Annotated in this window: 14 protein-coding genes; 10 read left to right on the top strand and 4 right to left on the bottom strand. The window is 69.5% G+C overall.

Annotated elements, in window-relative coordinates; translation table 11 throughout:
- Nucleotides 1–60 precede the first annotated feature (60 nt).
- The gene (locus ABZ664_RS07950) at nucleotides 61–1,341 is read left to right on the top strand and encodes a DivIVA domain-containing protein (RefSeq protein ID WP_362504717.1); all 1,281 of its coding nucleotides are present in this window, start codon (nucleotides 61–63) and stop codon (nucleotides 1,339–1,341) included.
- 230 nt (nucleotides 1,342–1,571) lie between these two features.
- On the opposite strand, the gene ABZ664_RS07945 is transcribed toward ABZ664_RS07950, so the two are convergent.
- On the bottom strand, nucleotides 1,572–2,285 hold the full coding sequence (locus tag ABZ664_RS07945; RefSeq protein WP_362504714.1) for an alpha/beta hydrolase: 714 nt from the start codon (nucleotides 2,283–2,285) through the stop codon (nucleotides 1,572–1,574).
- Nucleotides 2,286–2,403: 118 nt separating this feature from the next.
- Nucleotides 2,404–2,724, bottom strand: coding sequence for an ATP/GTP-binding protein (locus tag ABZ664_RS07940; RefSeq protein WP_362504711.1), 321 nt, complete (start codon nucleotides 2,722–2,724; stop codon nucleotides 2,404–2,406).
- Nucleotides 2,725–3,007: 283 nt separating this feature from the next.
- On the opposite strand from ABZ664_RS07940, the gene ABZ664_RS07935 reads away from it, so the two are divergent.
- The 4 genes from ABZ664_RS07935 to nucS all read left to right on the top strand — a co-directional run bounded on the left by ABZ664_RS07935 (nucleotide 3,008) and on the right by nucS (nucleotide 6,231).
- Nucleotides 3,008–3,397 (top strand): transcriptional regulator, encoded by a 390-nt coding sequence (locus tag ABZ664_RS07935; protein ID WP_362504708.1) that lies wholly within the window; start codon nucleotides 3,008–3,010, stop codon nucleotides 3,395–3,397.
- On the top strand, nucleotides 3,397–4,275 hold the full coding sequence (locus tag ABZ664_RS07930) for an ATP-binding cassette domain-containing protein (protein ID WP_362504706.1): 879 nt from the start codon (nucleotides 3,397–3,399) through the stop codon (nucleotides 4,273–4,275). The genes ABZ664_RS07935 and ABZ664_RS07930 overlap by 1 nt, the downstream gene beginning before the upstream one ends.
- A complete protein-coding gene (locus ABZ664_RS07925; protein WP_362504703.1) occupies nucleotides 4,272–5,426 on the top strand; it encodes an ABC transporter permease in 1,155 nt (384 codons plus the stop codon). Before ABZ664_RS07930 ends, ABZ664_RS07925 begins: the two co-directional genes overlap by 4 nt.
- A gap of 145 nt (nucleotides 5,427–5,571) precedes the next feature.
- Complete coding sequence (gene nucS, locus ABZ664_RS07920; RefSeq protein WP_362504700.1) at nucleotides 5,572–6,231, top strand: endonuclease NucS; 660 nt, start codon at nucleotides 5,572–5,574, stop codon at nucleotides 6,229–6,231.
- 56 nt (nucleotides 6,232–6,287) lie between these two features.
- On the opposite strand, the gene ABZ664_RS07915 is transcribed toward nucS, so the two are convergent.
- Nucleotides 6,288–6,449, bottom strand: a complete 162-nt coding sequence (locus ABZ664_RS07915; RefSeq protein WP_362505120.1) for a DUF397 domain-containing protein — start codon at nucleotides 6,447–6,449, stop codon at nucleotides 6,288–6,290.
- Between the two features lie 404 nt (nucleotides 6,450–6,853).
- On the opposite strand from ABZ664_RS07915, the gene ABZ664_RS07910 reads away from it, so the two are divergent.
- From ABZ664_RS07910 to ABZ664_RS07890, 5 genes are all read left to right on the top strand, one after another.
- On the top strand, nucleotides 6,854–7,696 hold the full coding sequence (locus tag ABZ664_RS07910) for an ABC transporter ATP-binding protein (protein ID WP_362504697.1): 843 nt from the start codon (nucleotides 6,854–6,856) through the stop codon (nucleotides 7,694–7,696).
- Nucleotides 7,697–7,803: 107 nt separating this feature from the next.
- Nucleotides 7,804–8,586 (top strand): ABC transporter permease, encoded by a 783-nt coding sequence (locus ABZ664_RS07905; protein WP_362504694.1) that lies wholly within the window; start codon nucleotides 7,804–7,806, stop codon nucleotides 8,584–8,586.
- On the top strand, nucleotides 8,544–9,860 hold the full coding sequence (locus ABZ664_RS07900) for a sensor histidine kinase (protein ID WP_362504691.1): 1,317 nt from the start codon (nucleotides 8,544–8,546) through the stop codon (nucleotides 9,858–9,860). The genes ABZ664_RS07905 and ABZ664_RS07900 overlap by 43 nt, the downstream gene beginning before the upstream one ends.
- Nucleotides 9,861–9,863: 3 nt before the next feature.
- On the top strand, nucleotides 9,864–10,487 hold the full coding sequence (locus ABZ664_RS07895; RefSeq protein ID WP_362504688.1) for a response regulator transcription factor: 624 nt from the start codon (nucleotides 9,864–9,866) through the stop codon (nucleotides 10,485–10,487).
- A gap of 347 nt (nucleotides 10,488–10,834) precedes the next feature.
- The gene (locus tag ABZ664_RS07890) at nucleotides 10,835–11,440 is read left to right on the top strand and encodes a TetR/AcrR family transcriptional regulator (RefSeq protein ID WP_362504684.1); all 606 of its coding nucleotides are present in this window, start codon (nucleotides 10,835–10,837) and stop codon (nucleotides 11,438–11,440) included.
- Nucleotides 11,441–11,533: 93 nt separating this feature from the next.
- Here the strand turns inward: ABZ664_RS07890 and ABZ664_RS07885 are convergent, their stop codons facing one another.
- Entirely contained in the window at nucleotides 11,534–11,851 is a 318-nt protein-coding gene (locus tag ABZ664_RS07885) for an STAS domain-containing protein (RefSeq protein WP_362504681.1), read from the bottom strand.
- Nucleotides 11,852–11,867: the final 16 nt, after the last annotated feature.

Raw genomic sequence — 11,867 nt, 5'->3', positions numbered from 1 at the left:
GATGCCTGAAACCCCCGTCCGGCCCGTGTAGCCGTCTCGACAACCCAGGATCGAGCCTCCATGCAGTCCGACATCGATGCCCAGCTCAACAATTTCTTTGAAGACGCCCCCGCTCGGGAATTCGACGTGGTGCTTCGTGGCTATGACCGGCACCAGGTCCACGACCATCTGAAGCAGATCGACGGCGAGCTCCGGCAGTCCCGGGAACAGGTCCAGGGCCTGCAGCGGGAGCTGTCCGACTCACAGCGTCAGCTCCAGGAGCAGGAGCGGCCGACCTACTCCGGGCTCGGCGCCCGGATCGAGCAGCTCCTCCGCCTGGCGGAGGAGCAGGCGACCGAGCTGGTCCAGGCCGCGAGGTCCGAGGCGAACGAGATCAAGGCGGCGTCCAAGGTCGAGGCCGCCGACCTGCGCGCCGCCGCGGAGAACGAGGCGGCCGAGAAGCGCGCCCTCGCCACCCGCGAGGCCGACGAGATGCGCACCAGCGCGGAGCGCGAGGCCGAGGAGATCCGCTCGACCGCCCGCCGCGAGGCCGACGAGCTGACCGCCACCACCGAGCGCGAGGTCTCCAAGCTGCGCGCCACCGCCGACCACGAGGTGGCGGAGAAGCGCGCCGACTCCGAGCGCGAGATCGCCAAGCTGCGCACCACCACCGAGCGCGAGGTGGCCCAGCTGCGCGCCTCGACCAAGCGCGAGCGCGACGAGGTCCTCACCACCGCCAAGCGCCAGGCCGACGAGATGCGCGCCCAGGCCCAGAGGGTGCTTGAGGAGTCCGAGGCGAAGCGGGCACAGGACGAGGCGGAGTTCGAGATCCAGCTCGCCGCCCGTCGCGAGGAGGCCGAGCGCCAGGAGGCCGAGCGCCACGCCAACGCGCAGGCCGCGGCCCAGCAGCTGACCGCCACCGCCGAGCAGCGCGCGGCCACCGCCGAGCAGCGCGCCACCAAGGCCACGCAGCAGGCCGAGCAGACCCGTCGCGAGGCCGACACGCACGCCAAGCAGCTGCTGGCCAACGCGCGCAAGAACGCCGACCAGGTCGTCTCCGAGGCCAAGGCGAGCGCCGAGTCCATCGTCTCCGAGGCCAAGGCGGAGTCCGAGCGCAGCCGCTCGGTCGCCCAGCGCCAGGTCGACGAGCTGACCCGCCAGCGCGACAGCATCACCAGCCACCTCGCGCAGCTGCGCCAGCTGCTCGGTGGCGCACCGCTCCCGGCCGCCGACCCGGAGCCCGCGATCGCCGCGGCACCGCCGAAGCCGGCCATCCCCGCCGCCAACGGCGCCGAGAAGCCGGTTCCCGCACCCGCGAGGACCGAGACGAAGGACGACGACGCGGAGTGGTGGCAGGAATAGGCGGCCGCTGACTCCGGGGCGTTCGCGACGGCTACGGCGAGAGCCTGGCGACCTTCACGGTCGCCAGGCTCTCTTCCTGTCTCGCTCTCCTTCTCACCGCCCGGATCACGCGGGCATTCCGGCAGGCCCGGAGGGCAAGACCTCGTGGTGCCCCGACGTCGGCGAACGGGACTCACCGGCGATACGGCCACGAGGACCCCGTCGGAGGTCCGTCCGAACCGGCGGGGCTCCTACGATCCGGGAACCTCGGTGGGCAGGGGGTGGGCCGCCGGATTCACCCGCAGGACGATCTGGTCGAGGACGATGCGCACGTACGGCTCGCCGACCCACAGGTGCTTGGCGTCGTCCACCCCGACGACCTCGGCCTGGGGCACCCTGGCGAAGCGTTCACGAGCCTGCTCGGGGCGCAGGTAGTCGTCGAACTCCGGGATCAGCGCGGTCAGCGGGCGCCCGAACTCCGCCCACGCGTCGAGGTCGGCGTCGGTGGCCCGGTGCAGCGGCGGGGAGAGCAGGATCGCCCCCTCCACCAGCGGGTCGTGCCCCCACTTGAGCGCCAGTTCGGTGCCGAAGGACCAGCCGAGCAGCCAGACCCGGGGCAGGTCGTGGAAGTCGGCGTACTCCAGGGCCGCGGCGACGTCCATGCGCTCGTCCTCGCCGGCGCCGAAGGCTCCCTGGGAGGTGCCCCGCTCCGAGGTGGTGCCGCGCGTGTTGAAACGCAGCACGGCCAGGTCGGCGAGGGCGGGCAGCCGGTTGGCGGCCTTCTTGTAGACGTGGCTGTCCATCATGCCGCCATGGGTGGGCAGCGGATGCAGGCAGACCAGCGTGGCCACCGGGGGACGGTCGGCGGGAAGGGCGAGCTCACCGACGAGTGTCAGACCGTCGCCGGTGTGCAGCTCGATCGGCTCCCTGCGCGCGGGCAGCACCGTAGAGGCCCGAATCTCCATGTCTCTCCTCGAATTCGCCCTACCGGTCCGCGTCGGCGCCGGTCGTAGCCGATGGTGGTCAGTCGTGGCCGGTCGTTGTCAGTGGTGGCCGGTCCGCGTCGGCGCCGGTCATCGCCGGTCAGTATCTGCTCCTGCCGGGTCCGCGCCTGACCCGGTTGCGCCAGCACGCGGTGTGCCAGTGCCTGCGCTCATCCTCCCCGCCCTGCCAGGCGGGCCAGCTGACCAGGTGCGGCAGTCCTGGCCTGATCTCCTGGTCGCATCCGGGGCAACGGTAGACCTTGTCCGCCGTGCCACCGGTGACCCGGCGCACCTGCCAGTCACCGTCGGGCCACTCCTCGGTACGGTCGACGCCGGGCACGGAGCCCCCGACGGGACGGGCGAGGCCCCGCTTGCCGCCCCGGTCGAAGGGGTCGGCGCGGCGGGCCTTGCGGGGGCTCACGAGCCCGTCGCGCCGAGGCCGGCCGTCACGGTCCTTTCGACCGCCTGCGCCGCCCGACAAGTGCTCGTCATCGCTCTCCCACCCCGCCCACCGGGTCGCCCACCTGGCGAACCGCCACTCCGGCGTCACAACAGTCTCCCAGAGAGGTACCGGCTACCCCAAAAGCCGGGCAGGTAGCCAAAGAGCGGACAGAAAGTACTTGAACCAGAGTTGAGTAACAAGTACCGTTTGAGCGCATGAGCAGTGGAGGAGTCGTGAAGGATGAGCTGACACGGGCGGAGCGGTGAGCGAGCCCCACGTCCCGGGCGGCGCGAAGGAGGCGGGGCACACGAGCCCGGCGGGCGACGGCGCGGGCAGGGCGACGCGCGGCACGGGCTCACACCTCCGGCACGGCCTCGACGACGTCATCCACGCGCCCGTCCGGTTGTCGATCATGGCCGCCCTCTCGGTCACCGACAAGGCCGAGTTCCGCTTCCTGCGCGACACGATCGAGGTCAGCGACTCGTTGCTCTCCAAGCACGTCATCACCCTGGAGGAGGCCGGCTACGTGAAGGTGGAGAAGGCCTTCGTGGGTAAGCGCCCACGCACCTGGCTCGCCATCACCGATGAGGGCCGCCAGGCGTTTCATGACTACGTCTCCGTGTTGAGACGTCTCACCGAGGGATCCCCCTAATGATCGAGATAGACGACCTGCACAAACGGTACGGCGACAAGACCGCCCTGGACGGCGTGACGTTCTCCGTGAAACCCGGCGAGATGTTTGGCTTCGTCGGAGCCAACGGGGCGGGCAAGACCACCACGATGCGCATCCTGATGGGCGTGCTGACCGCCGACTCGGGCTCCGTGCGCCGCGACGGCAAGGCGCTGACGTTCGACGATCGGCGCCGGTTCGGCTACATGCCGGAGGAGCGCGGTCTGTACCAGAAGATGAAGGTCGCCGAGCAGGTCGAATACTTCGGCAGGCTCAGCGGCCTGACCGCGAGCGGGGCGAAGAAGGCCACCGGCGACCTGCTCGAACGTCTCTCGCTCACCGAGCGCGCGAACGACGCGGTGGACGCGCTCTCCCTGGGCAACCAGCAGCGCGTGCAGCTCGCGGTGGCGCTGGTGCACGATCCCGAGGCGCTCGTCCTCGACGAGCCCTTCTCCGGGCTCGACCCGCTCGCCGTCGACTCGCTCGCCGAGGTGCTCGCCGAGCGGCGCGCCGCGGGCGTTCCCGTGCTCTTCTCCAGTCACCAGCTGGACCTCGTCGAACGGCTCTGCGACTCGGTCGGCATCATCTCCTCCGGTCGCATGGTGGCGAGCGGAACGGTCGAGGAGCTGCGCGACCGTGAGGGACGCGGCCTGCTCAGGGTGGTCGTCAGGGACGCCTCTCCCGGCTGGGCCACGTCCCTGCCGGGAGAGGTCGTCGAGAAGGGCGACGAGGTCCTCGTCGCGGGCGTCGACGGCGACGACCAGGAGATCCTGCGCCTCGCGGTCAAGGCCGGAAGGGTCGAGCACTTCGGGTGGCAGCGCCCCACACTCACCGAGATCTTCAGGGAGGCCGTCGCGTGAACGGGTTGTGGCTGGTCGCGCGGCGGGAGATCGTCACGCGCGGCCGTACGAAGGCGTTCGTCATCGGGCTCGTGGTCAGCGCCGTGCTGGTCGCGGCACTGGCGTTCCTGCCCAGGCTCTTCTCCGGGCCCGACTCCTACACCGTGGGGCTCGCCGGGGCGCAGTCGCAGGCGCTGCGGCCGGCCCTGACCGGCGCGGCCAAGGACGTGGAGCTCACCGTCAGGGAGTTCTCCGACGAGGCCGCCGCGAGCGCCGCGGTCACCGCGGGCGACGTCGACGCCGCCGTGGTGGACGGCCGCAAGGTGCTCGCCGACGGCGAGGTGGACCGCGACCTCGGTCTGCTGCTGGAGAGCGCGAACCAGGCCGCCCAGACCGAGAGACGGCTGGGCGAGGCGGGCCTGGACCCGGCCAAGGTGGCGGAGGCGATGCGGGTCGCCCCTCTGGAGCAGGTCTCCATCGGAGCCGACACCCGCTACGCGGGCGTGCGGGTGGGCGTCGCGTCCCTGCTGGTCATGGTGCTGTTCTTCCTGCTCATCTACTCCTCCATGTACGTCGCCATGGGCGTGGTCGAGGAGAAGGGCAGCCGGATCGTGGAGATCCTGCTCACCTCGGTCCGTCCCTGGCAGCTGCTCGGCGGCAAGATCGTGGGGCTGGGCGCGCTCGCGCTCGCCAACATGGTCGTGATCATCGTGGCCGGTCTCGGCGCGGCGGCGGCGACCGGTCTCGCGGCCGACCTGCCCCCGGGGATGACGGGCATCGTGGTCAGCGCGCTGTTCTGGTTCGTCCTCGGATACGCCTTCTTCGCCGCGATGGCGGCGGCGCTCGGGTCCCTGGTGTCCAGGCAGGAGGACGCGAACAGCGTCCTCACCCCGATGACGATGCTCATGATGGTCACCTACCTGGTGGCCTACTTCGCGGCGGTCCAGCCGAGCAGCCCGGTGGCCAGGATCCTCTCGCTGGTGCCGCCGTTCTCCTCGATGGTCATGCCGGTCCGGATGGCCGGAGGCGAGGTGTCCGCCTGGGAGATCGCCCTGGCGGCGGTCCTGATGCTCCTCGCGACGGTGGGCACCCTCATGCTCGGCGCCCGCATCTACAGCCGCGCGGTCCTGCGCACGGGCGCCCGCGTCAAGCTCTCCGAGGCGGTGCGCTGACCCCTCGGTGTGACTCCCCGATCTCGTACGACTCTCGTACGACCGGGGAGTCACGCCCCAACCGCCAACGGACCGCCGCCGGGGCCGACGGGCGTCCGTGTGGATCACGGGGACCGAGGTCCCTTCGTGCCGATAGGGTTCGGTCATGCGTCTGGTCATAGCTCGGTGCAGCGTGGATTACGTCGGGAAACTCACCGCCCATCTTCCGATGGCACCCCGGCTCATCCTCATCAAGGCCGACAGCAGCGTCTCGATCCATGCCGACGACCGGGCCTTCAAGCCGCTGAACTGGATGAACCCGCCGTGCAAGCTCCGCGAGGAGGAGGGCACCTGGACGGTGACCCACGGCAAGACCGGCGAGAAGCTCGTCCTCACCATGGAAGAGATCATCCACGACACCAGCCACGAGCTGGGCGTGGACCCGGGCCTGATCAAGGACGGGGTCGAGGCCCACCTGCAGGAGCTGCTCGCCGAGCACATCACCACCCTGGGCGCGGGCTGGACGCTCGTCCGCCGCGAATACATGACGGCCATCGGCCCCGTCGACATTCTCTGCCGCGACAACACGGGCGCGTCCGTCGCCGTGGAGCTCAAGCGACGCGCGGGCATCGACGCCGTGGAACAGCTCACCCGCTATCTGGAGCTGATGAACCGCGACCCCCTGCTCGCCCCGGTCTCCGGAATCCTCGCCGCCCAGAGCATCGCGCCCCAGGCCAAGACCCTGGCCGAGGACCGCGGTATCCGCTGCGTCACCCTCGACTACGACGAGCTGCGCGGCATCGAGCGCGAGGACACCCTGTTCTGACAACCTGAGTGCCGCCGGGGCCCGCAGGAGACGTACGAAACGGAATCCGGCCCCCGTTACGGCGCGCCGAGTTCCTCGTCCGGCGCTCCGCCCGGGAACGCCGACCACTTTTCGGGTGCGAGGACCAGGGCGAGGTCGTTCGGATCCTCGCTGTCGCGCACGGCGATGACACCGGGCGGGTTTCCGCGCCATCTCGACGCAGGCGCCACCCTGGCCATTACCGCGCGCTCTCGCGCCACTCGGCACCCGACGGGGTCACCGGTCGATCATTGATCGACATTTCCGCCTCCCTTCTCCCACGCTCGCCACTCAAGCTCGGCCACCTTTTCGGATAGGCGTTATTGAAGTTTCGATGAGCAATGCAGCTGCCCGCAAACGGCCGAATATCAGCGGATATCCCGCGCATTCTGAATCGCTCTTCAAACACGGGATGCCGGTGGTGCGCTCGATGTGAACCACATCCGGATCATCCGTCCTGAAACCGAGCGCATGAAACGACCGTCCATCGCGGCATGCCGCCGATCGAGAGAAAAATGACGAGCCCCGTGTCCTCCGTTCGGTGGACACGGGGCTCCATCGAACGTCGGTACCGCGAGAACCGCGTGGACGCGACGCTTGGGACATGGACACAGCGGTAAGAGTGAGAGGTCTGACCAAGCGCTACGGCGACGTTCAGGCCGTCGGAGGGGTCGATCTCGACATCCGCGCGGGTGAGGTGTTCGCGATCCTCGGCCCGAACGGGGCGGGGAAGTCCACCATGGTGGAGATCATGGAAGGGCACCGCTCCAGGGACGCCGGGGAGGTGAGCGTCCTGGGGGTCGATCCCGGCAGGCCCACCCGCGCGTGGCGCTCGCGGATCGGCATCGTGCTGCAGACGGCCAACGACGTGGCCGAGGCGACCGTGCGGGAGACCGTGCGGCATTTTGCAAACTACTACCCCGGCGCCAAGGACCCGGACGAGGTGATCGAGCAGGTCGGGCTTACCGAGAAGGCCGACCAGCGCATCCGGAAGCTCTCGGGCGGGCAGCGGCGCCGGGTCGACGTCGCGCTGGGGGTGATCGGCGACCCGGAGCTGCTCTTCCTGGACGAGCCGACCACCGGGTTCGACCCGGAGGCGCGCAGGCGGTTCTGGGAGCTGATCGAGAGCCTGGCCCGCGACGGCACCACGATCGTGCTGACGACCCACTACCTGGACGAGGCCGAAGCGCTCGCCAACCGGGTGGCGGTGGTCGCCGGGGGACGGATCGTGGCCGAGGGCGAGCCGAAGACGCTGGGCGGCAGGGCCACCGCCAAGGCCCTGGTGAGCTGGTCCGACGCGGGTGAGCGTCACTTTCTGGAGACGGACACGCCGACCAGGACCGTGCTGGAGCTGACCCGCCGCTTCGACGGAGAGGTCCCCGAACTGGCCGTGACCCGTCCCAGCCTGGAGGACGTCTACCTCCGCCTCATCGAGCCCTCCGCCTGATCGCCTCCCGTACGAGTGTCAACCGATCCCCCGAGGTGACCAACCAGATGAGCCAGACCCTTGCCCGACCTTCCGCCCCGGCCTCGTCCGCCGGGCAACCTTCCGTGATGCGACTGGGGCTGTCACGGACGGTCGTCGAGAACAGGATGTTCTTCCGCGAACGGGACGCGGTGATCTTCACCTTCGCCTTCCCGATCATCATGCTGGTGCTCTTCGGCTCGATCTTCTCCAGCGAGATGGAGGGGATCGGCCTCACCGTCTCCCAGCTGTATGTGGCCGGGCTCATCGGGACCGCCGCGATGACGGGATTCCAGAACCTCGGGATCAACATCGCGATGGACCGCGACGACGGCACGCTCAAACGGCTGGCGGGCACCCCGCTGCCGCGCACCTCCTACTTCGTGGGCAAGGCCCTCAACACCCTGTTCGTCTCCTTCCTGCAGGTCGTCATCCTGCTCGCGATCGGGGTCGCGCTGTTCGGCCTGGAGCTGCCGTCGGAGGCGTTCCGGTGGGTGACCTTCACCTGGGTGTTCGTCCTCGGCGTGCTCGGCTCGTCCCTGCTCGGTGTCGCGATCAGCAGCCTGCCCCGGTCGGCCAAGAGCGCCGGCGCGGTGGTCGCGATGCCGTTCGTGGTGCTGCAGTTCATCTCCGGGGTGTTCATCCCCATCGGGCAGCTGCCGTCCTGGCTGGTGAACATCGCCTCGCTCTTCCCGCTCAAATGGATGTGCCAGGGCTTCCGGTCGGTCTTCCTGGGGGACGCCGGTGCCACACTTGAAGTCGCGAACTCGTACGAACTCGACCGGGTCGCTTTGGTCCTGGGAGCCTGGGCGGTCGGAGGACTGGTGCTGTGCCTGATGACGTTCCGCTGGAAGAGCCGCCGAGACGGGTGAGTCTCGCCGACCACACCGAGTCCCCCGCCCGAAGGGCCGATCCCCACGCGTGGGAGTCGCTGCGCGGCTGGGAGTTGCTTCTGACCCTCGGGCTCCTCCTGACCATCTGGACCGCGCTCACCGTCGACGTGCCCGTGCGCGAGAAGGTGATCGTGGCGAGCTGCCTGGGCGCGATCCTGCCGCTCTATGTCCTGCTGGGCCGTCCGGCGATCATCCGCGGCGACCGGCTGCGGGGGGCGATCTACATCGGTCTGCTGGTCGCGCTGTTCACTCCCCCGGGACTCACCGCGTCGTACGCGACATTCGCCCTGTTCGGGCTCTGCCCGCAGTGTTTCATGGTCTTCCCCGCCAGGCGGGCGATGATCGCCGTGACCGCGCTGAATCTCCCCCCGATGATCCGCTACCTGTTCCTGGTCGAGGAGGCGGAGCCGTTCAACTTCCTGGTGGTCGCCACGATCGTCGTCTTCTTCTCCGCCACGTTCGGCATCTGGATGGAGCGAATCACCCGGCAGAGCGAGGAGCGGGCCGCGCTCATCGAGGAGCTGGAGAGCAGCCGGGCGAAGGTGTCCAGGCTCTCGGCCGAGCGCGGGGCGCAGGCGGAACGCGAACGGCTCGCCGGGGAGATCCACGACACCCTGGCGCAGGGGTTCACCAGCATCATCATGCTGCTCCAGGCGGCCGAGGCACAGCCCGACCCGTCCCGCCACCTGGCGCTGGCCATGCGGACGGCACGGGAGAACCTCACCGAGGCCCGCCTGCTGGTCACCACGCTGAGCCCGGCGCCGCTGGACGGCTCGACCCTGGACGAGGCACTGCGGCGGCTGACGAACCGCTTCGGCGAGGAGACGAGCCTGTCCGTCGGGTTCGAGGTGTACGGAGGGTCCCGGCCGCTGAACGCTTCGGCCGAGGTGGTGCTCGTCCGCGCCGCCCAGGAAGGGCTGGCCAACGTGCGCAAGCACGCGGACGCGGAATCCGTCGCGGTCTCGATCGCCTACCGCGACGGCTCCGTACGGCTGGAGCTACGCGACGACGGACGCGGTTTCGAGCCGTCCGGCGGCGAGGGGTACGGCCTGCGGGGCATGCGCGCCCGCGTCGAGCAGGTCGGCGGGACCCTCACCGTGAGGGGACTCCCCGGCGAGGGGACGGTGCTCGAGGTGGTCGTCCCCACCGACCGGCCCGCGCTCACCGCCGACGACTCCCCGGAACGGCCCGCTCTCCCCGTCGGCCGAACCGGCCGAAGCGACGGCACCGGCCGTCCCGGCCAGGAGGGGTGACACATGCTTCGCGTGATGATCGTCGACGATCACCCGGTGGTCCGCGAGGGCCTTCGGGGGATGCTGGAGGCCGACCCCGGGATCACGGTGGTGGGCGAGGCGGCCTCCGGGGATGAGGCCGTCGTACGGGCAGGGGAGCTCACCCCGGATGTGATCCTGATGGACCTGCGTATGCCGGACGGGGACGGGGTGAGCGCCACCTCGCGCATCCTCACCGGGCGACCGGAGAGCCGGGTGATCGTGCTGACCACCTACGAGACCGACGCCGACATCGTCCGGGCGGTCGAGGCCGGCGCGGCGGGCTATCTGCTGAAGGACACCTCCAGGGCCGACCTGCTCGCCGCGATCCGCTCGGCGGCGCGCGGGGAGACCGTCCTGTCGCCGTCGGTGGCGACCAGGCTGGTCACCCGGATGCGGGCTCCGGTGACCGAGTCGCTGTCGCCGCGCGAGACGGAGGTGCTCTCCCTGGTGGCCAGGGGGCTGACCAACGCGGAGATCGGCAGGGCCCTGTTCATCGGCGAGACCACGGTCAAGACCCATCTGCTACGTGTCTTCGGTAAGCTCGGCGTCTCCGACCGCACCGCCGCCGTGACCACGGCTCTGGACCGGGGCCTGCTCACTCGCTAGACGGTCCCCATCGGAGCCGGCGCCATCCCGGCCGCTCTTGTGAGGTGGGCTTCGCTCTTGAGGCCGAGCGGCCTTCGAACAGAACGGCGCCCCGAGGTTCGCGACCCGGAGCCGGAGTTTCCCGCGCCGCCCGCGACGAACCCCACCATTCCGCCACAGCCGAAAACACCTTGACCGACTACTCAGACATGTCACCTTCTTACACGGATAATGCAAGAAATAACATAGTGACTCTTCCACAAAAAGGATCTTGCACCCATAATGGTTGATTCCGGGGGCCAGAGCCATGAGGTGGAAGTGATAAAGCGAGTATCTGTCAACCTCGCACTGATCTGTGGGAGCTTGACATGAATGGACGGTCCTACCGGGGAATGTCAGCGGAGGAGCGACTTGAGGAGCGCCGGGAGCGTTTGATCTCCGCGGCGTACACCCTCTTCTCCGAACCCGGATTCCCCGAAACGACGATCGAGAGGTTGTGTGCCGAGGCACGTATCTCCAACCGCGCATTCTACGAGTGCTTCTCAGGACGCGAGGAGCTGATGCAGACCGTGTACAACCGGTGCGTGCACGAGACGCTGGAGTCGATGTCGAAAGCGATCGAGCAGGCCCCCGACACCCTGGCCGACCGGGTCAGGACGGGAATCACCAGCTACATCGGCTTCGTCACCGAAGACAGGCGTCGCGCGCAGATCATGCATCTGGAGGTCCGCCGGGCGGGCGACTGCCTCCTCACCTCCAGGCAGTCGGCCGTCGCGGCCCTCACCAGAACGATCGAGTCGAACGTCGCCGACCTGCCGGAGGCGACGAAGGCCAACCAGCACCTCCTCGCGCTGGGGATGATCGGGGCGATCCAGGAACTGCTCATCGAGTGGGTCCTGGCCGACGACCCACCTCCGGTCGCCAGGCTCATCGACACCGCCACGCACATCTTCCAAAGGGCCTTCGTGACCTGATCGCGGCGTAAGACGAGGGCGGGCCCGCCGTGCCCGTCCTCCGACATCGTGCTCCGGTGCCGCCGGCTCCCCGAACTCCGGCGACCTTCCGGATCAGGCCACCGCGGCCACGGGAAGCTCGACGGTGAGGACCCGGTTGAGCCGGGTCACCGCCAGCACCCGCATGATCCGGGGCGGCACCCTCCGCAGGATGAGACGGCGTTCCGCGCTCACAGCGCGGCGATGCGTGCCCACCAGCACCCCGAGACCGGTGGCGTCGATCATTTCCAACCCGGAAAGATCTACGATCAGGTCGCCCCGCCCCGAGTCGACCGCCTCGTGCAGTCGCGGGCGCACCTGGGCCACGGTTCCCACGTCGAGACGACTCCCGACGCCGACCACCTGGGCCCGGGGGTTACCAGAGACGCGCATGCCTCCTCCTCACGCC

Source organism: Streptosporangium sp. NPDC006930, assembly GCF_040635605.1.
Classification (GTDB): domain Bacteria; phylum Actinomycetota; class Actinomycetes; order Streptosporangiales; family Streptosporangiaceae; genus Streptosporangium.
This window is presented reverse-complemented; position numbering and strand designations above follow the sequence as displayed.